Consider the following 24,002-nt stretch of genomic DNA (forward strand, 5'->3'; position numbering starts at 1 on the left):
GAGGAAGTAAAACGATGAAATATTATGGATCTTCCGGATATATGTACAATGGGATAGTAGAGGGAACAGAAGAAAACTACAGAAATTATTCAATGGGATTCCCTTATAAAAACAATGTTGACAGTAATGAAAAAACATGGAAAAATCATAGTGAAATCATGAGACAGAGTACGCAAAGGAGTAATGATATGAGTTTCATTATGATGATGAATAGTCTTCACGGAATTGTTGCAGTGGCAGACTCTAAAAGTACAGTACAGAATTCAGTAGAGGAGAAAAATCGAAGGACACAAAAAGTTTTTAAGGCATCAAATTATCTCTTGGCAACGTGGGGAAATAATCGAATCATTAAAAGTAAAATACCGATAAAAGTAGAAGACGTTCTGAATTTATTAATCGAGAGATTTCCAGATGATTTTCGCAAAGTGCTTGATAGTTTTCAAGAGTTATTATATGAAAATAATCATTCAATGAATGATATTTATAATTTTTTCATTGGTGGACATTACAAATGTAAAGAGTTTCCTGGAAATGATGGATATTTTATAAAGGAATACAAGGTCAGCTCGGAAGGAATCGATTGTTTAAACTCACAACAAGCAATCTCTAATTGTCGTTATGCGGGGGTAGTTGAATTAATGCCCAGAAATCTTTCCATAAATCCAAACTGGGATGTGTTTCAATTAGAGGAAAAGGGGACATTGCTTCTTCAGAGTATCATTGAGATCGGGGATGCATTTTTGCCGTATAACCCTGTTGGAGGGGACATCCAGGTAGTTTCATATACTGTAGAGGACAACCACTAAAGGTGAGTCTGCGATAGAAAAATACAAAAAGTAGGAAGAAAGATAAGTAGCTTCTTTCTGTATAGGGGAGAAGGAAAAGCCTTCTCCTTCGCCATATGTATTGGTTGTAACAAGTAAAGATTCAAAAGGAGGCATTACTGTGTATAGTAATAATCAGGGATTTCTTGCCTACGAACCTGTTCAAGTGCCGTGGAATAACCAAAATATGTCACAAGCAGCATCAGTAGGAGGGCCGATAAAAATCATCTGTTGGAACAAGTAGCAAAGATCATTTTTTTTGGAAAACGCTGTGTACATAGAAAAATGAGATAGAATGCCCTGGAAGTCTTCCGGGGCTTTTATTGTAGTCTAATCTGAAAAATTGGAGTTTTAGGGAAGGAATCTATTTTTAACCAAGAATCTAATCTTATTATACAAAAATGGAAATAACATGATATAATATACAAAAGAGCTTATGAGAGAAAAAGAAAAGATACATACTATGAATGAAAAGGAAGCATTGAAATCTCTCATTGGATTTAGGAGGAGTATCTATGAAAAAGATGAAAGTAAGAGCTTTAGCAGTAGTATTAGGGGTTATGATGTCAGCGGGTATGATAGGGACAATGCCGGCGGATGTCCAGGCAGCAAAGAAAAAGCTGTCAGTAAACCGGGTATACGAGCAGAGCACTAGAATCAAAGGCAAGACCAAAGGGAAATACGTGGTTAAGGTAAGGATAGGAAAAAGGACTTACAAAGCCAAGGCCAGCAAAAAAGGAAAGTTTTCCATCAAAGTCCCTAAGGTCAAGGCAGGAAAGAAATATACCGTTAAAGCATACAAAGGGAAAAAGTATTACACAAAGAAAACGATCTATGTCATTGCTAAAAAGCTTAGACTAAATAAATTTACAGCAAACAGCAAGACGATCTCCGGCTACACCAGGCCGAGTTACAAGGTTAAAGTGACGATCAATAAAACCACCTATGCTGTGAAGGCCAATAAGAATTCAGGATACTTTAAGGTGAAGCTGAAAAAGAAGGCTGGCACTGGAAATGCTGTAGTTAAGGTTTATGATACAAAAGGGAAAAAGACTGTATCTCAAACTCAAAAACATAGCCATGCATGGGAGAAACAGTATAAAACAGTTCATCATCCGGAAGCTGGCCACTACGAGACGGTGGTTGTACCGGCGTGGGATGAGAAGAAGCAAGAAGAACATTGGATTTGCTACGGATGCAAACTTGATTTAAATGTGGAATATGAGAAATATAAGGCTAACTGGGAGGAAAGAAAAAAATTATATCCGGATGAAGACTACTGTGATACATTATCATCGTTTTGTACATTACACCGATATATATTAAATAATGGTTGTACCTCATCCTGGCATGACGAATTAGTTGATGTAACAATTCACCACGATGCTACGACCAAAAAACAGTGGGTTATAGACAAAAAAGCCTACGATGAAAAAGTGATAGTTGGATACAGATGTGACTGCGGAGCGAAAAAATAAAATTGTTTTTGCGAAAAGGAACCAGCTTTAACATTATATAATTAAGAAATAGAGAGGAGCATGCTTTAGCTTCTCTTTATTTTGTAATTCAAATACTATTTTCAATATAAGTGAATAATTGACAATGGAATGATTTGGTCATAAAATAGAATTTGAGGTTATTTATTGTCTAAAGAAGAGATTGCAGGGGATTTCTGTGGATATATGTTTTGTAGATTCTGCGAGAGGTAGACATCCGATGATTCTAAGTTCCGTACGGATTACGGTAATGCAAAAAATTTATATTATTTATATATGATGAAGGTGTGTCTAAAATGTCGGGCACCTATCTATAATGAAAACGTTTGCAAAAACTGTAAATCCTTTATAAGTTAGGAACTGGTTAATAAGAAATGAAGCAAGAAGGGAAGGAAGTTATTTATTATGAAAGATAGCATGAAAAGAACTGTGGGTATCATAGCTTCAGTTATTTGTGGAATTTGTTTTATACTTTGGATTTTAATTCTTTTTACCGGATCTGCTTTTAACGCAAGCGGATTTCGTCCAATTACTATCATTGTCTTTATCTTGGTTGGCATTAGTGGTAGCCTGGCTAAAGTGTGCTTAGCAGGGGATGTGATTCGATACACTGGTAAGAAATTTGAAGAAGGAAAAGACCTAACGAAACGGAATCTTCGTAAAAGTGACGTTTTGAAAGAGAAGAAAAAGAATTTTTGCCCCCATTGTGGTCAACCTGTAGAAGAAGAGCATGCTTTTTGCAGCAATTGCGGTAATTCTTTAAATTAACAAGTGTGACTGGTGACTGTGGCGCTAAAAAATGAAACTGTTCTCTTGAATAGGAATATCTTAAGATTCATGAATTCTCAAAAAAGCATTGAAAAAGAGGATGACTCTGCTATCATTAAATAATAGAGAAATATTTTGAGATTATTTGAGATTAAATGTAGGAAAATGGGGAAATCATGAAGATTGAATATTTAATAACCAATGAAGATAAGGAAAAGTTCTGTTGTACAGAAGAAGGGTTTAGAGGACTTCTAATGTCAAATGAAGCGATTAAGCTAGAGGGTGATCAGTTGATTATTGATTCACATGCTTTGAATTTTCATTTGGCCAAGCAACAGGTTCGCACAGAAGATCATATTTTTTATATAAGTTTGGAAACATCCAAAGCCTTAGACTCTTTAGAAAAGGCCGATGGAATGATACATAGAACGATAAGACACTATGAACGCTTTAGTATAACTACAATATGGGATGACATTTCGATCTACTATGGGAAAAAATTATATCCCACAATCAATCATATAGAGAATCAGATGAGAAAATTACTATATTTCTTCATGGTCAATGCGTTAGGGAAAAACTGGATTAAAAAAGGGATCCCTAAAGAAATCAAAGATCAAATAGCAGCAACAGAAGAAGAAAACTATTTATATAAAGTATCGTTTAGCCAGTTAGGTAAATTTTTCTTTTCGACGTTCCCTAAAATGGAACTGGGGAATATCATTGATAAACTGAAGAAATTAGTTCAAAATAAAGAGGAGGATAAGTTATCCGAATTAATTTCTGATTTTGAAAGAAAATCAAATTGGGAAAGATACTTTCGTGATCAGGTTAAAGATGTGGATTTAAAAAAGGATTTGGAGGATGACTGGGATCAATTAACCGAATATCGAAATCGAGTGACACATTGTAAGGAGATTCATAAGGTTGATTATAAGCGGGCAATGGATATTGCAAGACGCGTGGAAGATGTACTTGAAAAGTGCTTATCCCAGGTTGGAAAATTAGAATTATCAGAGAGTGATGCAGCGGCTATCGAACTTGATTTAGGCAGATCGGAGTTCACGACACATATATCATCTATGCTTGATACGACTCAAACATATCCAACAGAATACTTTTTTATGGATGAGAAACAACGAGAAGAAATAAACAGAAAAAGATATGAATGTTATTATAATGCCCTTAAGAGTTGACAAGTGAATCTTTATTAAGGAGCGAGAGCTCCTTTTTTTGTTGCATGAAAAAGCTTCCTAATTGCAATACTAAACTAAAAAAGAGGTGTAAATTATGGCAGTAGCACATAAGGGAAGTATTTCCATGTATATGGTATTGATTCCAACGAGTTTATATAAAACAACAACTGATAATACAATCCATTTTAATCAGTTAGATAAAGAAAGCAAAGCTCGGATCCGTTACAAAAAATATTGTAGTCATTGTGGTAAAGAGGTTTCGTCAGAGGATATTGTGAAAGGCTATGAATACGAAAAAGGGCGATATGTTACGATGACGGAGGATGAGCTGGAACTTTTAAAGACAAATAAAGACAGAACAATTCATCTAGTTCAATGTTCAAAACTAAATGATATTGATATGCTTTATTATGATAAAAACTACTATGTGGTGCCGGATAAGGGCGCTGAAAAACCATTTGAATTGTTACGGCAATCACTGTTATCCTTGAAGATGATAGGAATCGCAAAAACAGTAATCGGGCAATCAGAAAAGACGATTGCATTATATCCTCTTAAAGATGGTATGATTGCAAAAACTCTATATTATTATGATGAAATTGTTGAAATACCAAGGAAGATCTCTAAGATGAAGCTGGATGAAAAAGAACTAGAAATGACAAAATTAATTCTGAAAAATATGGAGAAAAAGTTCATGGCTTCAGATTTTAAAGATGAATATCAAGAAAGACTTAAAGAAGCAATCTGGCAAAAAATCAAAGGGAATAATGTGATCGCGGTTGACCAGGGAGAACAATCAAATATCATTGATCTTATGGAAGCCCTGCAAAAGAGTCTTGAACAGTCCGAAAAGGGAAATAAACATGAGGATCAGGCTGGAGCATGAGTCTATTTCAGAATAAGAATGTGAAGCCAATGTTAATTAAAAATAAGCAGCCTGCATTCAACGATGAAAATTGGATTTATGAACTTAAATTGGATGGATGCAGATGCATTGCTTATTTAGACATCAATGAAACAGATCTAAGGAATAAAAGAGATCTGTCTCTTATTCAAAAATTTCCGGAGCTGGTAGATATCAATAAATTAATTAGCAAGCGATGTATTTTAGATGGTGAGTTAATTATCTTAAGGAATGGAGTTCCAGATTTTTATGAATTACAACGACGAACGCTTTTAGCAGATCCCTTCAAGATTCGATTGGCTGCAGCACAACTGCCGGCGAGCTTTGTTGCTTATGATTGTTTGTTTATAGATGATCGCGACATTACAAAATTACCGCTTATGGAAAGAAAAGAGTGTCTTAACTCAGCTTTAAGATTAGAAGACAGCAGGATTGCAATTTCACGATATATCGAGAAAAATGGAATTGGTCTCTACCAGCTGGCGGAAGAGAGACAGCTGGAGGGGGTTGTCGCAAAACGGAAAGATAGCTTGTATTTTCAGGGAAAAAGATCAAGTGATTGGATTAAATTTAAACGTTTATTGGATGATGATTATATTGTGGTTGGTTATATCAGAAAACAAGATAATCGATACAGCTTAATTCTGGCCAAGTATAAAAGTGGAAATTTTATTTACAAAGGACATGTTACAGCAGGAGTTACAATAGAAACAATCCGCAATATGCCTACGATAAAAAAGGCACCATTTACATTACTGCCAGTTGGGAATGATGAAGCTGTTTGGACCAAACCATTGGTATGTACGATTGAATATATGCCAAATACAAAGAAAGTACTTCGAGAAGCGGTTTTTAAGGGGATTCGGACCGACATCGATATAATAGATGTAGAATAAAATATGACCTGGCGGTTACGTCAGGTCCAGAAAGTTTTATAAGAAATCATCTGCCAACTTATTGAGAACAGTGTCTTGGTCATTTAAACTGATTTTGCGTAAGTCTTTATTTCTATTATCTCATCCATATGGCTCTTGGGATTGTAGTATTTGCTCGCATCATCTGAAAGCACGACCATGAAAGAAAGAGCAGGTTCCATGAACAAAAGTACTTCTGCAACCAATTTATTCTCGGCATCAGAATTAATCATAAGCAAATGAGCGTTTACCTTTTTTGCATTTTTTAATATGCCCCTGAATTCTTTGGGGAGTAATTCTACTCCGGAAAACTCTGCACATTCTTTTTTGAATTTTCCATCAATTGCGCTTTTCAAATAATTTTGAATATCTTTTGCACGTGGATCTTCTAAGTAACCTTCTCCAATCTTATATACAGCATACTCAAAAGCGATTTTTAATGCTTCCAGAAAAAAGCGTCTAAAGTCTATTGTTATATCAAATTGAATTTCGGGCTGATAAAAATAACTTTCCAGTTTTTCTAACTTATCCAGAGTATCCTTTCTTATGTTTTCTGGGTAAGCGCCCAATATTAATGCGGTCAGATACAAAATTACCCCAGCCCTTTGCGAGTTGGAGTAATTCACTATAATTCACATGCGATTTTTGATAGATTGGAGTTTTTCACTCCAAGGTGCTAGCTCTGCCAGCTGTTCATCGGTCATATCTTTACTTGGCCGATGCTCCAGTAAAAATTTAAGATACCCATAAATATTCAGATCGTATGCTTTTGCCATCTCAACTATTGTGTAGACTACTGCGCTGGCATTCGCTCCCTCTACGGAACTGCTGAAGAGCCAGTTCTTCCGGCCTACTGCGAATGGACGAATTGCATTCTCACTGAGATTATTGGTAAAGCTGCACCGTCCGTCTTCCAGATAAGTCTCCGCTGTATCACGTCGGTTAAGAACGTAATTCACGGCTTTATCCATCCGGGTATTCCGGACGGGCTTCTGCTGATCGAGCCACGACCAGAAAGCCTCCAGAACAGGTTTTTCCTTCTCGAGACGTAGCTGCTTCCGCTTTTCATAATCACCGGGATACTTTTTGTTAATGGAGTCCTCAATGGCGAACAACCGGTTGCAGTACTGTACGCCCTGCACTGCCGGCTGGCTGTAGTCATACTGTTTTCCTTTGGGAACGGCGTCGATAAAGTATCGACGGATATGCGCCCAACAAGAGCAGCGTCTGATCCCCGGAAGATTGTTGTATCCCTGATATCCATCCGTTTCCAGGTATCCGCTGTAGCCTTCCAGAAACTCCCTTGCATGGCTGCCGCTCCTGGTAGGGGAATAGCCATACAGGATAATCGCCGGAAGTCCATCCTCGCCGCTTCGGAACAGCCACATGAACGACTGGGTCTGGGCCTGGCGCCCTTCCTCTTTTAACACCTGGACCCGTGTCTCATCTGCCATTGCAAAACTGCGCTTCAGCAGCTCACGATGAAAGTAATCATACATCGGCTGGAAATAGTTCTGCGAACAGTAGATGATCCAGTTGGCAAGGGTGGTCCGGCTGATCTGAGCCCCATACTGCTTCCAGTCTTTTTCCTGCCGGTAAAGGGGAAGCCCGTTGGCATACTTCTGATACATGGTCCATGCAACAGTGGATGCTGAGGCAGGACCTTTCCCAACCAGAGCCGCCGGAACCTGAGACTTTATGATCACAGGCTTTTCCGTATCGCCGAGCCCTTCCTTGCAGGATGGACATCCGTAACTCTGGCTGTAGTATTCGATCACTTTACAGGTGGCAGGAATGAATTCCAGTTCCCGGCGGACATACTCCTCACCGATCAGGATCATCTGTGTGCCGCATACCGGACAGATCTGTTCTTCTTCGGGAAGAGGGATCACTACTTTTTCAACCTTCAGGCCTTTGAAGAGATCCTCGTGGGTTGCCTTCTTTTTACGGGTATGCTCCTTGATCACAGTTTCTACTTCCAGCAGGGATGGATCCTGTTCTACTTCCGCTTCATCGAAAAGGTTCTGTTGTCCCGGAATATCATCGGATCTTCTTTCGCTGGATGAGCCGAAAAGCTTTTTGGTCAGATAATCTACCTGTTCCTGAAGCGCTTTCTCGTGACTGGATTTTTCGTCAATAATAAGACGGAGAGATTTGATCAGCTCGGTCTGTTCAGATATCATTGTTTTCAGTTGTGATACTGTATCTTTCAGCTCTCGAAGCTGGATATCTTTTGTGTTGGAAGCCATCGTTTCTCTCCTCGGATTTGATACCTTTATTATACCAGAAACGGAGCTGTTACTAAAGGAAAATGGCTCCTGAAAAATGCCGAATCTACAAGGAATTTCCGGATTTTTCTGTGCAGGATTTTTTGAGAAATCCAGATGTTTTTCACTCTGCTTTGAGGGCCTTGGGCTGGTCGATATCGATCCCCGACATCAGCCAGTCAAACTCCCGCCAGGAAAGATTCCGGACCTCCGACTGCTTCCTGGGCCATTGATAGCCGCCGTGGACAGACAACCGCTTATAGATCAGAACAAAGCCGTCCGGTTCACGGAACAAAGCTTTGATCCTGTCCCGTCTTCTTCCGCAGAAAAGGAAGAGAGCACTGGACGACGGATCCATCTTAAGCTGGTCTTCGATAACGGCGCAGAGTCCGTCAATGGATTTCCGCATATCCGTATAGCCGCAGACAATGTAGATCTTCTCAAGTCCGGAGATGTCACCTAACATGAGAGCTCCTGAAGCAGGCGGAATGTCCTGGTGAGCAGGACAGGATCTGCATCATTGCTGATGCGGACCGTGATGTTCTTCATAGCAACTTCAATCGTATGCGAATTGTCAAGGTACGGGTTCTGCATCTGTGATGCTGTATGCTGCTCCGGAATGTGATCTGGAACAATGTCAATGGGGACCACGTCCTGTTTTGGGCGGGGAACCTCAAGATGACCATAATTCGCTGCCGGGATCTGATCCGCTGCCGCTTTCCGGCAGCGGCTGACCCAGTTGTAAAAGGTGCTTACTGCAATGCCGTTTTCACGGCACCAGTCAGCATCTGTCATGCCGCTCTGGCGGCATTCATTGATAAGCCGAATCTGTTCCGCCATCGGAACACGGGCTTTGCGAGTACCTGCCATAACCTATCCTCCATAATTGTAGTGAAATAGTCTAAATATCTATCGACTACAATTATAGGTAAAGCTTGAGGATCAGGAAATCCGCAGGAATATTTGGCGCTTACTTTTCTGGTATATTTAATCTGGAAAATTTCTTTTGTATCATTTTCTTGGCAGTTTTTTTGGATGGGGCATTTATCTTAATAGTATTGCCAGATTGTTCAATATGTGGGACGAGTGTCGGGTGAAAGTTTTCATCGACTCTGATTCGATGACCATCTTTATTCTTCCCTTCTGTGAATGCATTGGGGATAACACCGCTCTGTCCCTTTAGCCCGAGGTTTTGCCGAATCATTTTTACAAACATGTTATTTACAAAGTAATTATCAACGTAAGTTCCTAATCCACTGTTACATCTTTTACAGACATTAAATAGCTTTAGAGTCTCATTTCCAAGCGATTGTGGAATGATATGTTCCTCGGTGAAGATATTATTTTTGTCAAAATCGGTCTCTGTTTTTCCGCAAAATATACATTTTTTCATTTGATTTTCCTTTCGTATATAATTACAACTTATTTTTTGTAGTGAAGTGATAAGATGACAATCATTTAGAATTGATTTGACAAAAATTAGGAAAAGCGTTATATTTAACACATAAAATTATATCAAAAAACACACAAACACGAAAGGGGAAAACGAAATGAAAAGCACGGGTGTTGTAAGAAAGCTTGATGAGTTGGGACGTATTACTTTACCAATTGAGTTAAGGAGAAACTTAGATATTGAAGATCGAGAGGCACTTGAGATCTTTGTGGATGATGACACAATTATTTTACGAAAGTACAATCCAGCGGACGTTTTTACTGGCGAGATGGATAACCTCATTGAGTACAAAGGCAAGAAAGTATCAAAGGCTTCCATTGTCAATTTAGCGAAACTTGCTGGATTAAAAATAATGGAATAACGCATTCCCAAGATAAATATTATCCTGGGTTTTTAATTTTGAGATTTTCTGTGGTATCAAAAATAGCAAGACTATATGATACCAAAGGCGGTCTTTAATCTAAAGTGCAGACCCGGAAACTAGTTGGCCAGGAAAAGTCAATCTTGTTTTCAGACAGTGACCAGAATATCAATTACACATAATCTCAATCTTTCCTAACTACTTTTTCGCCATACTATATATGAAGAAATTTTCACCCATGACTTGGAGCAGTAACAAAAGCTCTTATGTTGTGGGTGCTTTTTTCGTTCTAAGGATAACTTTTACATTTATATTACGAAAGGCTGTACAGAAGTACAGAAATGGTGAAAAAAATGAGTGAGAAATTTATTGTATTGGAAAACAACGAAAATAGCGCGGTCTATCAGGTAAAAGGAACGATCGGCACCTGTGTTGAAGTAACAGATACCCATGCCGGATGGATATCCCATAAAAACCTGAGACCTTATGATTTTGAAGGTCATATGGTACATGTTGAGGAGCTGTTGATCCATCGTGATTTTGCTTATACCTATTAGGGCAAGAGTTTGTTTTTGGAGATGGCGAAATGTCATCTCCATTAATTTTCGTTGAATACACTAGGAAAATAGAAGGTTTGTATGGAGAAGGGAAAATATCCCTGTGGCCACCTTCCTTCACGATTAAAGGAGAAAGATTACATGAACAAAGAAAAATTTGAATTCAACATCAATGTTAAAACGATATTAGGATATTTAGGACTTAAGGCAATCAAGACGTTTGTTTCTTTTGTTTTGGGTTTCCTTTTTATCTCTATTATTTTTTCGGTTATCTTTAAGTCTGGAATGCTGCAGGCTTTCTTTGGAAAAGATGATGTAAAACAAAAGCAGACGGTTGCTCAAAAAGCATATGATGCAAACTTAAAGGAGATCAATCAGCAGGAACAAGAGGTAGAGGATACGATCAATGCGCGCAAAAGTGAACAAGAAACTTTAAATGCTTCTGATGCTGCAGTTTCTGCCTCTGTGATCTATGTTATTGACGGCGATACGATCATCATAAAATTGGATGACGGTTCTGAAGAAAAAGTCCGTTTTATCGGTGTTGACTGTCCGGAAGATACAACAAAGAAAGAATACTTTGGGGATAAGGCAACAGCTTATACCAAACATCGCCTACTTGGAAAGACAATAAAAATGGAATACGATATAGACCATACAGATAAGTATGGACGTACTCTGGCCTATGTCTTTATAGATGGTGAACTATTTAATAAGACCTTGGTATCCAAAGGATATGCAGAAACAATGGAGATAGAGCCTAATACAAAATATTCCTTTGATTTATCTTTTGAGTGTTCAAAAGCAAAGTCTCGAAAGATTGGAATGTGGGAAAAATAAGAGCGAATGACAGAAAAGGCTTGCGATGCAGGTCTTTTTCTTTTTCTCTTTTTGCCATACTATAAATGAGAAAGAAAAAGAAAGGAGAAACAGCATGTCGAAACAAATAAGACGGATTTTTCTGGTGTTTTTAGGGGCTTTGTTCTACATAACTGGAGCAGTTTCCCCCGTGTTTGCAGCCGATGTAGGAGTTGGAGAGACAATCACATATAATGCAGATTCTGCCGCCGGATCGACTACGGGGAGCGAAAGCAGGAATGAGGGATCTAATCAAGATGCTTCTGCACAGGTTAACAATAGTTCTGTCTTTTCTTCCATGTCAAAAACATATACGGATATTATAGGAAACCCGAATAAAGCCGTCGTAAATAACGGAAGTCAGATTGTTACTTATAAAGAAGTCCCTGTCTCTACCGTGGATCTTCAAAGCTTTATTGGACAGATGTCTGGACTGCAGGGAAAAAACTTAAAAACAAATTACACAGATCATAATGCTTCTCCCATTCAAACGGATGCCAATGTCCAAAAGATCATAAGCGGACTAAAAAAAGATTACGGGATCAAGTCTGGTACGGCATCCAAGAAAGCCTATAAATCCGGGACCATAGGAGAAAAGTCTGGTATTGGAAAGAACGGAGGACTCCCTTTAGACGGAGGGTTCAGTTCACATCCTGGTCAAGCGTATTTGCCGGCGTTTAAAGCTCCAGAAGGATATTACAGCTGGCCTGCTGAAAAGAAAAAATGGGACGAGCAAATGAAAAAATGGGAAGAACAATGGAGAAATGATTTTAATAAGAAGAGAGAAGATCTGATTGGATCCGGGCTGGCCGACCAATCAACGCTGCCACAACGGGAAGAGATCGTTAAGAAATACTTGAACGAGCGGGTGACGGCTGGAGAGGATTCCGTAGACACTGCAGTAGTAAAAGAATTTAAAGTCACGAAGGAAGATAAGAAAGCGACCAAATCAAAGATCGGGACAAGAAAATGGTCCTGGATGATTTATACGGATAAGAACCGGAGCAAATGCATTTACTCTACAACGACCACGGTCCCATATCTCTCACTTGCCTATGATTCCGTGGGTACCTATTATATCGATGTTTATCAGGATATTGCCTATACATATGCCGACAACATGACCTACGATATAAATGAATACTGGTATCTCCAAGATACACAGCAAATATTATGGCAGAAGCATGTTAGGAAAGATAAATATTTGAATGAGAAGGATCCTGTTATTAAACAGGAAAAAGTTAATTCCTTTCGTCAGAAGGTTACTGAGGACATGGTGGATACTTGGATTACTGGACGTGGTGGTGCTACCCAAAGTTTTGATACAGAAAGGATTAAATAATGCAGCTATTTGTTATTGTAACTATGATCACAGCTATCATCTGTCTGATATTATTTCCTAAGTTTCCTAAAAAGAAACGGAAACATCGTATGAAACCGGTGGATCCGAACTATATACGAAAGGATGAAGTACGAAAAGAAGTGTTAGATGCTGATCGAGACAAACAAAATTCTATTCAGTAAAGAAGGCAGGCTCCTGTAACAGGGGTCTGTTTTTTATACCCCTATATTGTTCTTCATACTATAGATGAACGATGATCATTGAAGAAAAGGAGAAGATAATAAATTCATACACTTTTCTTCATCAATAGGAAGGGGGATTTTCAAGATAATTTATTGAAAATGAAGGAACTGCCTAAGAAGATTTATGGAGGAATATTTCATGAAAAAGAAAGTGGAGATTGCAAAGGAATTATTTCAAAAGACAGGACTATGGGCGAATGTAGGGGTTTTTGAAACAGGTTACACGCTTGGTATGACCGGTCCATCAGGGATCGCCTTATCACAGGAAAGGAGGAACACAAAAACTGCATCTACTCAGGCAAAGATTAATGCGACGGCCTATGTGCTGGAATGGATTCTTCAACAAAAGTCTAAGGATGGCATCAATGCTGTTTACAATTATGAGAATGACATTCTCTATTTGATGTATCGAAAAAGTGGCAGTTCAGATTTGGAGTGTTTCTTTACGGATGATCAGATCATTTGGCTTGATAATAAGGATGATAATGAAATACCATCTTTTTTTCGCAGAATGCTACCATGCATGTTAAAGGGTCTATTTAAGCTATATGGTGCTGGGAACTCTGAGGTTGCAGTGTTAGACGAAATCGTCAGACTTTATGATGAAAACATTGACAATGGAGAACAGTTTACAGAAAAAGTATTGTTGTTTTGTGACTTGAATTATTTTGGATGGGCAAACCAGATGCTAGGAAAGGGCATTGTTTATGTAGAAGATCCACAGAAGGATTATTTAAAAACACATGACGCAGCCGAATTTCTTCAAGCCATGCATACCGGAAATTACACAGCTCTTGATGAAATTGCACCACATCTAAAAAGTCATCTGGCGGAAATGGATAACATTACACCAAAGCAGTCAGCTGCATCACAAAAGAAAGCTGGAATCCGGGTGACTTATGAAAAATGCCGCGCAGGAGAATACCGATTAAATCTGGATTGGAAAGATGCGCAGTGCATGATTCCGGATCTTTCCTTTTTGGATGGATTTGTTCCGAACCAGGCTTTTTATAAGGCGGTAAGAAAGGTACATAGAAAATGCACCTCAATCATTGAACGAATGGACGCGGGATTATCTGGGCTGGATGCAATCGGGAAAGACTATGTAAATTCATTGCTTGTTGGACGTCCGGGAACCGGAAAGACAACGATGGTAAAAGCTATCTGTGCAACACTTGGCATTCCCCTTTATACAGTTCCTCTTTCTAAGAATATAGAAGAGGACACGTTTGAGGGAATGACAAAAGTCGTTGATGGGAATCTGACATTTGTGGAAACGAGATTTTTAAAGTGTTTTCAAAATGGTGGAATGGTCGTTTTAGAAGAAGTAAACCTTGCTGATCCTGGCATTGTTATGGGATGCTTGGGACAAGCGATCGAAGCTCCATTTTTACTTAATAAAAATGGATATGAAGAAGTACATCGGCATCCTTTGTGTGTTGTATTTGCAACGATGAATACGGGAACTGCGGGTTCCAGACCACTTTCTCAGGCTTTTAGCAGCCGGTTCAAAAATACCTATATTATTGATGATCCGAGCAGGGAAGATTTCATTCATGTCTTAACTAGGCAGCATCAAGATCAACAAGATTGTGAAAATGTATATCATTACTACAAGAGAATTATTGAAATACTTATCGAACAGTATAACGTTCCAGAGATTGCGTTGTCCTTGTCTTTGAGACAATGCATTGGGGCTTTGGATGATATGAGCGAAGGCTCAACTCTAAAAGAGGCCTTGTATGACACGATGATTGGTAAAATTGCAGAAAATGATTTAGAAATCGCAAATGAGATTAATGAAAGTGTCGTTGCTACTTGTATTGATTAAAAGGAGGAGATTATGGATTATGCAAAAGAAATGAGGGCGCTATATCAATCTCTGTCTCGAATTGCCAGGGGAATCACAGGACGTGCCATACCAGTTGTGGAGGTTCCTAACGCAAACTATAATGATGATCTTGCCTATACAATTTGTAAGAGAAAAAAAGCCCTGATTTATTTAAACAGCCATCATTCAATCGTCATGGGACTTGAGGCGAAAAAACGTCCTTCTTTTTTAAAGGGGATATTTTGTCATGAGTTAATGCATCAGCTTATAACGGATTCTCAATATGAGGAATATTGGGTGAAGAATAATTCATTGTCTCAAAGCGAAGCAAAAATATTTCATTTTATTGTAAATGTAATAGAAGACCCAAGAATCGAGTTTTTTGCATCACAATATGTCGGAGGAGTCTTAATCAAATGTTTAAGGTATACAATTCACTATATCTACCAGATAGCGTCACCTCTTGAGGAATCAGAAAACGCTTTATCTCAGTATTTCAACGCTCTGATTCAATTTGGAGATGGTGGATTTTTAAAAGGTGAATTTACATTTCCAGAAGCGAAGAAGTACTTCGAAGAGACGGTATCGTATGTTTTGAAGGCTATTGAAACACCGAAGTTTCAAGATGCTCTTGGGTATATGGTAAATGTTTTTGAAATAAGCCGGCCCTTATGGGAGGAACATGCAAAAGATGAACAGGCACTTACTGATATGCTTAACCAACTCTTTGAGGATGCCGGAAAAAGCGAGGCTTCTGGACAAGGGAGCTTTGGTGAGTTTACACCGACAGATGGAGATTCTGGATCTTCTACACAAAAGAAGCGAAGAATCACCGTCCGAAAAGTCACGGAGGAGGAACTTAGAAAGTTTGCAGAGAATAGCAGCAATATTTCATCTCAGGATGGCTCATCGCCTATTCCAGATGGAGCCACTGTCCTAGTAACAGATGGAGGTTCTGGGAATAATAGCTCTTCTATTGGCTCGTCTGCCTCGGCTTTATCAGAAAAGGAAACTGATTTATTGAATCAAGAGGAGAATTATGAGATTCATTATGAGGAAGCTAATGATGAGGAAACATTGAGGGAAGACTCTGAGTCAAGGGAAAAAGAGGAAAACAGTGCTAAAGATGGAGATGCATCGTGTGATGGCCATAACACTACTTCTGGAGAGAAAGGAGAGGGGCAAGAATCACCCCAAGATGCATCAAATAGCAGAAAAGTAGGCGAACCTAATCCTGTTCACCAAAAGAATTCTACATCTTTGCATGGGGATAGTACTTATTATTCTGATGGAGGATACGAAACCTTTACGGAAGAGGATGTTACGGAAGAAGATTACGAATTGACGGCCGAGGATATTCAAATGACCGTTGATGAAATAGAAAGAGAAAAGACTGTCATGCTACAGGAGGAACATGATGAACTCCTATCCGATGAAGTTGAACTTGATCTTAATATAAATTGTCCGGGATACGGAAAAATGATAGTTCGTAATGAAAACATGCAGTTGAGTACTGCGGATAAGTTGAAGTATGAAGATACATACCATGCTGTTTTATCGTCCATGGATGGAAAAATTCGAAATTTAACAAGGCAGCTTCGCAGGCTCTTTATTCAAGCGGCAGAAGAAAAAATGTTTAAAGGAAGTGGGAGACTAAGTCTTAAGAGAGTACAGAATGAAAGAATTACACCGAGAGTGTTTACAAGAAGAAGGGTTCCAAATAATTCTGATGTTTCCATTGCAATTGGTGTCGACAATTCTGGTTCTATGTCAGGTGAAAAAATTCAAATTGCCAGGCAGGTTGGAATTGCCCTTTGTGAGGCCTTTTATCAGCTTGATATACCGGTCTATTTACTTGGATATGATGCAGGATCTGTAGATGCCGACCAGAAGCATTTTGTGAAATGGAATAACACTAAAGCAGAGAGAATGTCGATTCTTACGATGTATGCCGGGGGCTGCAATAATGATGCCTATACCATTCGCTATTTGACAGAGCGTCTAAAAAAGCGAACGGAGGAACATAAGCTCCTTATTATGATCAGCGATGGAATGCCAAGCCATACTGTAGGAACAGTAGATGGCGTTTTAGATTGTAGAATCGCTGTCAAGAAAGCAGAGAAAAGTTGTGATGTTGTTGCCATTGGAATCGGAGACTGCAGTCCGGAAAATCTAAGAAAGATTTACGGAACCGTATTTCTTCATGTAGCACAAATAGACGACCTTTTTGGCCAACTTGGGAAAATCATCAAAGACAAAGTAAAAACATGGGATACATATTAAAAGGAGGAAGTCATGCAGGATATAAAAATTTGGGAAGACGGTGGAAGAGTCATTGTGGCCTTTGAAGGAATAGACAAAGATCAAAAAAAATTGATTGCGGATTTCGTCTCCAGCGTTTTGTCCGGTACGATCGAAATCAAAAAAATAGAAGGATTGATTCCTGCCGCAAACCATAAGCCAGAAGAACCACCTAAAATTCCAAAAAATGCGTCTTCTGTTTTGAAAGAAAAACGTGATGTACCATTTTGTTTTGGTCCTTATGTTGGGAAGACATCCGAAGAAATTCTTACATTGCAACAAAAAGAGAGTGACCAGGCTTCCGTTTGGCTGTTTTCTTATGCGAATAAGATTTCAAAGGAAAGTTTAAAGAAAGAACTGAAAGATAAATGCAGGGAATATTGGATTACTATTTCAAATAGGGATGTTTCTTCTTATCAAAAAGAAGATGTTCTTGAGTTTTTTGAAACATTCAATCCTGTTATTGGAGAAGGCATCCGATATGGGCTGCAAAACTATGGATATATGGATTATCATTTATTCGTTGATCAGGCAGAAATTGAAATACAGAGAGAAAGTGTAAAGGATTTATTAGGGTATTTAAAAAAGAAATGCTCAGATGCTTGATATTACAGAGGGGAACCTGCGGGTTTCCCTTTTTTACTCTATGAGGAAAAATTAAGTGTTCTCATACTATAGATAAAGGAACAATATAAAAATCAGAGGGGAGCTGATACTTATGGAGAAAATATTACGGATTGAGTACGAGGAGATCTTACTAGGGATTCGAAAGAATTTCTCAGTTTCATTATTTCACTATTCTAAAGTGCAAAATGAAAAAAATGCACTTACTATTTTAAAGATAGCTTTTTGTGATCATCTCAAATGTAATGTTTCAAATATTGATCATTACTTGAACCAAGAAATCATAGAAAAGATGAAACTTAGCAACTTACTAAAGTACATCCAATGTCCACCTGAAATTAATATCAAAAAGGATCTTTGGTTCCTAAAGTGGAAAATGTATCCTGAAACAAGGGTTATGTCAGATCGTCAGATTACGATACACACATATGAGAAGATTTTAGCAGAAGATGCAGGGAAATTTCCGAAGGACTATTTTGTTGGGACACAAGGAATGCTTCGATTCGGAATCTGTCTTCATTATATGATCAGTCGATATATGCAGTTTCCAAATATATTTAGTGCATATGAGGCATTTTCAGATACGCCCCAAATTTATCAAACTTTAAAAAAATATCGTCTTTTAGGACCATGTAAAGATACATTTCCCTACCCAGTGGATGCGCTTCATGCGATTTTGCCTGATAGTCAAAGAGACGATCTATTATACCATCTTTGCAAATTTCAAATGCTTTATAAGGAGGAGAAAAAATGCAGAAAAAGAAAAAGCTATTGATTGTCGTTACAATTGTCTTTTTTCTAACCTCCACTCTATTTTATATTACGCAAAAGGTCAATGGCATTACCGGAAACGAATGGATACTGAAGCAAAAAGAGCAGATCTATATGTTGGCAGATTTTTCACAAAATTTAGATGATGTCTATGCACTATACATTTCCGGAGCCATGGATAAGGACTCTTTCCTGGCAGAGTGGCAACGGCTCTCAGATGCCTTCGGAGTTATGGAGTTCCAACGGACCCAAGACAGTGAGAAGAATGTAGTCGCCCCTGAGAAACATACGAAAACAAGTAGGGAAGGAGCAGAGGCGATCAATACCATTTTTTATGACTTTCGTCTATTATTAAATGCCAGCGTGAAGGATAGTATCCCTATTCCAAGGACAGAGCTTTTGTATCAGCACTTGGCCTATTCAAAAAAAATAACGGAAGAATTAGAGATTTTTATGAAAGCATATCAAAAAGCAAAGGAGGATAATGAAACTTGAAATATATTTATGGAGGAAAAAGTGACAAGGGGTTTTCCAGAACAAAAAATGAAGACTTCATACAGGGAGTTGAACTGGATGAAGAGAATGTACTTTGTATCATCGCAGATGGAGCGGGTTCTCACGAAGGCGAACTGCAGCCAGGGCAAATTGTATGTAATGAGATTGAGTTGATGATACGTCGTCTCTTTGAGCAGGATAAACGCGTCTTTTTAAACAATGTAGAGTTGATTATGAAAGAAAGTATTCTGATGGCAAACCGGGTTCTTGGAGGCTTTAAAATGGGAAATGAGGAGCGCTTTGGAGGCTTTGCTGCAAGTGTTTCTATGGTTTTGGCAGATGAAGATGGATATCTGACATACGCTCATACGGGAAATACGAGAATCTATCTAATGTGTCCTGATCAGGCGAGTATCATGCGGCTGACACAGCTTACAAAAGACCAAACAGGAGCAAGAAAGCTCTTGGATGAAGGAAAAATTGATGAAGAAACTTATTATGCTATTCCTGAACGACTAAAGGTCTATGGCGGCATTGGGGTGGCATTAGAACCGGAAATTGAGACTGGTTGGCTCACTCTTGAAAGAGATGATATCATCTTACTTACGACAGATGGAATTCACTATGCTATTCGTCCAGAGGCCATGGCGGAATTATTTATCAATGCATCTAATTGCCAAGAGGGAATCGAAATTTTAATTAAGGCAGCGATCAGTGAGCAATATCCTGATAATGCAAGCGGTATTGCAATATTTTATCCTAATAAACCGTAAAAACAGGGCGCATTTGGCGCCCTGTTTTCATGCCTAGGTCAAATTTGAGTGTTTTAATGGGGGTTTCGGATTTGTTTTGTTTCGAAAGATCCGTTTTTTTCGCTTGATTAATTCAGCGCGCTCTAAAGAATCATCTCCATTTAAAAGCATTGCAAGAGACTCTGAGTCGATTGAGTTTAACAATTCATTTGTTACTACATGCATGACGACGATAGACGTCCAGTAGAGTTTCGGAGCTATATGCTGTACAGATAATTTTCTCACCTTATCAAAATAATCTAAGGCCATCTTTTTTGAGGCATCCACATCTTTTCCATTTAATTTATATTCCTTTCCCATAACCAATATTTTCATAATCAACCTCCTTTGTGATTTCACTCCCGCTCAATTATAGTATGACAAATCAAAGGGAGATTTTTTGATTTAAAACAGTTTCTCCATACTATGAATAGAAAAAGTTCATTGATGAAAGGAGATAAGGAAATGGGAAGAAAAAAGATGAGACCACTGATATCTTTGGATGCAGACGATGTTTTGTTCCGCTGCAATGATTATGCTGTGGAACTTGCAAATAAGAAGTATGATTATGATCCGCCGCTTAGTATCCGAGAGATCCAGCAGTGGGGGAGCAATGGATCAAGGATTGATATCATACATGAGTTTTACAAAGATGAGGAATTTTGCAGAAATCAGCCTGTTATGGATGGGGCCAGGGAATTCTTATTAGAATTACTTAAGATCGCGGATGTCATCATTACAACAGCAGTACCTGCAAACTGTATGGGTATCCGCATAGAGCGGATTATCGAAGAATTTCCATTCTTCCCTCGGGAGAATATCATTATAACAAGTCGGAAAGACGTAGTGGAAGCAGATATTATATTGGATGATGGGCAGCATAATGTTTTAAATTCTGGAGCCGCTTATCCGGTACTTTTCAGAAAACCTTGGAACCATACCATGACAGGGCTTCTATCTGTAACAAGTTATCAGCAGTTTTTGACTTTGATCAAAAATATCCTGAATGTTCAGACACCTTTATATGATTTAGAGTATAAGAAAGAAAAGATTTATTGCATTGTAGGACCATCTGGAAGCGGAAAGACGGGATTTGTGCGATACTTAACGAAGAATTTAAATATGCAAAGGATGCAATCTTATACGACCAGAAAACCATTTAGAAGTGATTATGACAAAACAGATTATATCTACATTACGAAAGACTGTTTTCATCAAATGGAAGATGAGGGCCTTTTTGCAGAAACCACTGTCTATGCAAGTGAAATGTACGGAACAACATTGTTGAGAGAGGAAGATTTCTCAGGAAAAGATTTTGTTATTCCACTTGATATCTGTGGTGCCGTCACGATGCAGTCGAATCATCCAAAGCGGACTGTACTTATATATCTGAAAAGGTCAAAGAATGAACTTATTAAAAGCTTGCTCCAAAAAGACATCGATGAAGATGAAAAGACATTTCGTTTATTATCATTAAATGACGAATTGAGAAATGAACAGCTTTGCGATAAGACGATTATAAACGACGGAGATTATAGAAGAATGGCAGCGGAGTTATTTGGAAAGTAAAAAGAAAAGGAGGTTCGTGAATGTACCCATATTTCAGCGGAAATAATATTCCAGTTACCACTGTAGCAGAACTTATGCAAAAAAGTCCTTTATATATACGACATTTGATATCTAAGAATATTTTGCAAATTGGCGCTGGCTATCATGTGAACGGAGATTACAAAAATGATTATTATATAAGTCCCTACCTCTTCTGGAAGAACACAGGAATCGTTGTGAATCAAGGGGACACCTTTGAAAAAACAATGCCGGTTTTTTCAAAAACATCCATTACAATCGACGAGGCAGCCAATGCGATGAAGAAACAACAAGAGTTTATCCGGGCAGGACTGAGGGAGCGTCGGCTTCCGTTTGGTTTTGCAGCGAAGAACGAAGCATCCGGACGATATAATTATTACATCTCTGCCTATCAATTCTGGGAATATACTGGATTTGTTATATGAGATTCTCAAGAAAAAGACCGTCAAGCAAGGCGGTCTTTTTCTTGTGGTTTTAATATAAAATGGAAAGTGATATACTAATTATGAAAAGCAAAAATGAAGATGTATTTACCTTTTGTTACTTAAGAATTAATTGAGTTTTTTAGATTGGTTACACGTTGGTTACAACGGTGGGTGTAAACGGCATAAAAAGGGAGTTTGCAGATTCGATTGAGGAAGCTGCTAAAGAAGGTAAGTTCTAAGGAATGGCTTAAAATAAGGATCTCTGATGGTGTAAGTGGCTGTCAGAGGTCCTTTTTTGGTGTGCGTAGGTTACGTATAGGTTACAAATTACACGGAACGGTTACACGGAAAATCTTTTTGACAGTGGGTTTCGGGGAGCAAAAAAGAGGCCTTCGGTGGGATACAAAATTTGTATCCCACCGTTTTCTTTCTTTTTGATTTGTATCCCACCGGAGGGTGTTTGTATCCCACCCCAAATTTAGTGTATCCCACCGGGACCTAAAAAGTTTAGAAAATTTGGCGTGTTTTTAATGGCTTGTAATCTTCTTCGAAGCACTGTTCTAAGATGAAAGAAAATGCAAAAAGAACTAGAATCATTTCTGTCCAGTCTTTTTATGGAGCAGAACCTTATGTTATAATTTAATTACAAAAGAGAAAGATTCGGAGGGAGAGAGTATGATTTGTCCGAAGTGTGGAAAAGAAAGCGTAAAGGATGCTTTGTATTGTGAGTGGTGCGGAACTCAGTTGAATCAAAAAAAGACAGTAATCTGTCCAAAGTGTGGTAGAGAGGGTATTAAGAATGCCTTATATTGTGAATGGTGTGGGGCTCAGTTAAATCAAAAAGAAATACCATCAAACAGAAATATGGAGAAATACGTCATATATAATTCAAAAAGTAAATTTTTGTGGTTAGTTTTTGCGTCAATATGTGGTGTCGGAGGAGGCCTTTTTATTTTGGGGCAAAGCAGAGAGGAATTGGCGGAATATCATATCACTGGACCAGGTCGTTTTTTAACAGGAAATCCAGATGGATTAATTATTGTAGGCTGGCTATGCATTATACTTTTTGGTGCTTTTTTATTATTCCTTTTATTGAATTATAAAAATTGTGCGAAAAGACCATGGTTTGTATTAAATTCAGATGGCTTCTATAGCTATTCAACTAATAGCGGATTTAAAGGAATGATTGGCTGGAATGAAATCAGGAATTTTCATATAGATTTACAAAATAATTCCAGATTTTTAGTCATAGAATTTATAACGAAAAATGAAAAATATGAGTCTACAAGAAAATATGCTATAGCTGAACGTAAGGCAAAGAAAAAACAAAAACAAAAGACAGTAAGAATCTTTATTAATTTTTTAGGCATTAGTGATAAAGAACTTATTGAAACAATGCATGAATTTCAAGAAGAGTATCAAAATAAAAATTTATATATACAGAATCGTTCCTTATAAATTCAAAACGTTTCATAGTTTTTAATTTTTGCTTTTTTGCAGTCGTCTACAAAAAAGAGATGTCATAAGGCATCTCTTTTTTTAGCTGTTGTATAGAAAATTTGCGGGCTATATTCTGTTTTGCATAGAAATGCTGAATGGCATAATCAAAGATAGAATTTAAAAAGCTTTTTGCTTTTTCACGAGAGGATGGTGATATTTGAATAATCTCTGATATTGTCAATATTAGTTGACACATTTTTCTCAAGCATATCACTGACTATGCGGCCAGTTCCAAATCCTCATAATACTGCCTGCGTTTTATCATAGGTGGAAGCCCGCCATTGGCAGAGCATATCCTCCGGTTATTCCAGTAGCTGAGGAAGTATCTCCAAATGAGTACCTTTAATTCCTCTACAGTCATCTGCTTTTGGTGTACTGTGTTCCACGGTCACTGTGGATGATAGCGCCTTCCAGTGCAGGATAAGCAGTCAGGGCGTTTTCCATTGTATGGACACACAGATCTGCTTTCATGTTTGTTTCCATTGCCAGACCAAG

Annotated in this window: 26 protein-coding genes and 1 pseudogene; 20 read left to right on the plus strand and 7 right to left on the minus strand. The window is 38.2% G+C overall.

Annotation, left to right across the window (positions count from 1 at the left end):
- Nucleotides 1–14: 14 nt before the first annotated feature.
- From CI597_RS08915 to CI597_RS08940, 6 genes are all read left to right on the plus strand, one after another.
- Entirely contained in the window at nucleotides 15–806 is a 792-nt protein-coding gene (locus tag CI597_RS08915) for a hypothetical protein (protein WP_095142918.1), read from the plus strand.
- A gap of 533 nt (nucleotides 807–1,339) precedes the next feature.
- Nucleotides 1,340–2,302, plus strand: a complete 963-nt coding sequence (locus tag CI597_RS08920; RefSeq protein WP_024727433.1) for a hypothetical protein — start codon at nucleotides 1,340–1,342, stop codon at nucleotides 2,300–2,302.
- A gap of 423 nt (nucleotides 2,303–2,725) precedes the next feature.
- Nucleotides 2,726–3,088, plus strand: coding sequence for a zinc-ribbon domain-containing protein (locus CI597_RS08925; protein ID WP_095142919.1), 363 nt, complete (start codon nucleotides 2,726–2,728; stop codon nucleotides 3,086–3,088).
- A 176-nt stretch (nucleotides 3,089–3,264) separates the two neighbouring features.
- Complete coding sequence (locus CI597_RS08930; protein WP_095142920.1) at nucleotides 3,265–4,284, plus strand: hypothetical protein; 1,020 nt, start codon at nucleotides 3,265–3,267, stop codon at nucleotides 4,282–4,284.
- Nucleotides 4,285–4,378: 94 nt separating this feature from the next.
- Complete coding sequence (locus CI597_RS08935; protein ID WP_095142921.1) at nucleotides 4,379–5,170, plus strand: Ku protein; 792 nt, start codon at nucleotides 4,379–4,381, stop codon at nucleotides 5,168–5,170.
- A gap of 29 nt (nucleotides 5,171–5,199) precedes the next feature.
- Nucleotides 5,200–6,084 (plus strand): RNA ligase family protein, encoded by an 885-nt coding sequence (locus CI597_RS08940; RefSeq protein WP_235824583.1) that lies wholly within the window; start codon nucleotides 5,200–5,202, stop codon nucleotides 6,082–6,084.
- Between the two features lie 83 nt (nucleotides 6,085–6,167).
- Here the strand turns inward: CI597_RS08940 and CI597_RS08945 are convergent, their stop codons facing one another.
- The 5 genes from CI597_RS08945 to CI597_RS08965 all read right to left on the minus strand — a co-directional run bounded on the left by CI597_RS08945 (nucleotide 6,168) and on the right by CI597_RS08965 (nucleotide 9,762).
- Nucleotides 6,168–6,728: a hypothetical protein gene (locus CI597_RS08945; protein WP_143266076.1), complete on the minus strand. Its 561-nt coding sequence runs from the start codon at nucleotides 6,726–6,728 to the stop codon at nucleotides 6,168–6,170.
- Nucleotides 6,729–6,734: 6 nt separating this feature from the next.
- A complete protein-coding gene (gene tnpC / locus CI597_RS08950; protein ID WP_095142924.1) occupies nucleotides 6,735–8,351 on the minus strand; it encodes an IS66 family transposase in 1,617 nt (538 codons plus the stop codon).
- Between the two features lie 142 nt (nucleotides 8,352–8,493).
- A complete protein-coding gene (gene tnpB, locus CI597_RS08955) occupies nucleotides 8,494–8,835 on the minus strand; it encodes an IS66 family insertion sequence element accessory protein TnpB (RefSeq protein WP_070090327.1) in 342 nt (113 codons plus the stop codon).
- Nucleotides 8,829–9,239, minus strand: coding sequence for an IS66 family insertion sequence element accessory protein TnpA (tnpA, locus tag CI597_RS08960; protein WP_227051962.1), 411 nt, complete (start codon nucleotides 9,237–9,239; stop codon nucleotides 8,829–8,831). Before tnpA ends, tnpB begins: the two co-directional genes overlap by 7 nt.
- A gap of 100 nt (nucleotides 9,240–9,339) precedes the next feature.
- Nucleotides 9,340–9,762: an HNH endonuclease gene (locus CI597_RS08965; RefSeq protein ID WP_095142925.1), complete on the minus strand. Its 423-nt coding sequence runs from the start codon at nucleotides 9,760–9,762 to the stop codon at nucleotides 9,340–9,342.
- Between the two features lie 157 nt (nucleotides 9,763–9,919).
- Between CI597_RS08965 and CI597_RS08970 the strand changes: the two genes are divergently transcribed.
- The 11 genes from CI597_RS08970 (at nucleotide 9,920) to CI597_RS09020 (ending at nucleotide 19,977) form a co-directional block, all read left to right on the plus strand.
- The gene (locus tag CI597_RS08970) at nucleotides 9,920–10,183 is read left to right on the plus strand and encodes an AbrB/MazE/SpoVT family DNA-binding domain-containing protein (protein WP_095142926.1); all 264 of its coding nucleotides are present in this window, start codon (nucleotides 9,920–9,922) and stop codon (nucleotides 10,181–10,183) included.
- Nucleotides 10,184–10,536: 353 nt separating this feature from the next.
- On the plus strand, nucleotides 10,537–10,740 hold the full coding sequence (locus CI597_RS08975; RefSeq protein WP_143266077.1) for a hypothetical protein: 204 nt from the start codon (nucleotides 10,537–10,539) through the stop codon (nucleotides 10,738–10,740).
- A gap of 141 nt (nucleotides 10,741–10,881) precedes the next feature.
- Nucleotides 10,882–11,580 (plus strand): thermonuclease family protein, encoded by a 699-nt coding sequence (locus CI597_RS08980; protein WP_158221717.1) that lies wholly within the window; start codon nucleotides 10,882–10,884, stop codon nucleotides 11,578–11,580.
- A gap of 94 nt (nucleotides 11,581–11,674) precedes the next feature.
- A complete protein-coding gene (locus tag CI597_RS08985; RefSeq protein WP_024727442.1) occupies nucleotides 11,675–12,940 on the plus strand; it encodes a hypothetical protein in 1,266 nt (421 codons plus the stop codon).
- A complete protein-coding gene (locus CI597_RS08990) occupies nucleotides 12,940–13,122 on the plus strand; it encodes a hypothetical protein (protein ID WP_024727443.1) in 183 nt (60 codons plus the stop codon). Before CI597_RS08985 ends, CI597_RS08990 begins: the two co-directional genes overlap by 1 nt.
- 199 nt (nucleotides 13,123–13,321) lie before the next feature.
- Nucleotides 13,322–15,013 (plus strand): AAA family ATPase, encoded by a 1,692-nt coding sequence (locus CI597_RS08995; protein ID WP_024727444.1) that lies wholly within the window; start codon nucleotides 13,322–13,324, stop codon nucleotides 15,011–15,013.
- Between the two features lie 12 nt (nucleotides 15,014–15,025).
- Nucleotides 15,026–17,296 (plus strand): VWA domain-containing protein, encoded by a 2,271-nt coding sequence (locus tag CI597_RS09000; RefSeq protein WP_095142929.1) that lies wholly within the window; start codon nucleotides 15,026–15,028, stop codon nucleotides 17,294–17,296.
- Nucleotides 17,297–17,308: 12 nt separating this feature from the next.
- On the plus strand, nucleotides 17,309–17,920 hold the full coding sequence (locus tag CI597_RS09005; RefSeq protein ID WP_024727446.1) for a hypothetical protein: 612 nt from the start codon (nucleotides 17,309–17,311) through the stop codon (nucleotides 17,918–17,920).
- A 112-nt stretch (nucleotides 17,921–18,032) separates the two neighbouring features.
- The gene (locus CI597_RS09010; protein WP_024727447.1) at nucleotides 18,033–18,713 is read left to right on the plus strand and encodes a hypothetical protein; all 681 of its coding nucleotides are present in this window, start codon (nucleotides 18,033–18,035) and stop codon (nucleotides 18,711–18,713) included.
- Nucleotides 18,689–19,204, plus strand: coding sequence for a hypothetical protein (locus tag CI597_RS09015; RefSeq protein ID WP_024727448.1), 516 nt, complete (start codon nucleotides 18,689–18,691; stop codon nucleotides 19,202–19,204). The genes CI597_RS09010 and CI597_RS09015 overlap by 25 nt, the downstream gene beginning before the upstream one ends.
- Nucleotides 19,201–19,977, plus strand: a complete 777-nt coding sequence (locus CI597_RS09020) for a PP2C family protein-serine/threonine phosphatase (protein ID WP_024727449.1) — start codon at nucleotides 19,201–19,203, stop codon at nucleotides 19,975–19,977. The genes CI597_RS09015 and CI597_RS09020 overlap by 4 nt, the downstream gene beginning before the upstream one ends.
- 33 nt (nucleotides 19,978–20,010) lie before the next feature.
- Here the strand turns inward: CI597_RS09020 and CI597_RS09025 are convergent, their stop codons facing one another.
- Nucleotides 20,011–20,331 carry a hypothetical protein gene (locus CI597_RS09025; protein WP_024727450.1) on the minus strand — a complete coding sequence of 107 codons (321 nt, stop codon included), beginning with the start codon at nucleotides 20,329–20,331 and terminating at the stop codon, nucleotides 20,011–20,013.
- A 129-nt stretch (nucleotides 20,332–20,460) separates the two neighbouring features.
- On the opposite strand from CI597_RS09025, the gene CI597_RS09030 reads away from it, so the two are divergent.
- The 3 genes from CI597_RS09030 to CI597_RS09040 all read left to right on the plus strand — a co-directional run bounded on the left by CI597_RS09030 (nucleotide 20,461) and on the right by CI597_RS09040 (nucleotide 23,465).
- Nucleotides 20,461–21,564 (plus strand): 5' nucleotidase, NT5C type, encoded by a 1,104-nt coding sequence (locus CI597_RS09030; RefSeq protein ID WP_024727451.1) that lies wholly within the window; start codon nucleotides 20,461–20,463, stop codon nucleotides 21,562–21,564.
- A 215-nt stretch (nucleotides 21,565–21,779) separates the two neighbouring features.
- A complete protein-coding gene (locus tag CI597_RS09035) occupies nucleotides 21,780–22,007 on the plus strand; it encodes a hypothetical protein (protein WP_235824584.1) in 228 nt (75 codons plus the stop codon).
- A 675-nt stretch (nucleotides 22,008–22,682) separates the two neighbouring features.
- A complete protein-coding gene (locus CI597_RS09040) occupies nucleotides 22,683–23,465 on the plus strand; it encodes a zinc ribbon domain-containing protein (RefSeq protein ID WP_095142930.1) in 783 nt (260 codons plus the stop codon).
- A gap of 259 nt (nucleotides 23,466–23,724) precedes the next feature.
- On the opposite strand, the pseudogene CI597_RS19420 reads toward CI597_RS09040, so the two are convergent.
- Nucleotides 23,725–24,002 (minus strand): annotated as a pseudogene (locus CI597_RS19420) (IS3 family transposase); the annotation flags it as partial.

Origin of the sequence: Anaerostipes hominis (ex Lee et al. 2021) (assembly GCF_002270485.1) — a bacterium.
GTDB lineage: Bacteria > Bacillota > Clostridia > Lachnospirales > Lachnospiraceae > Anaerostipes > Anaerostipes hominis.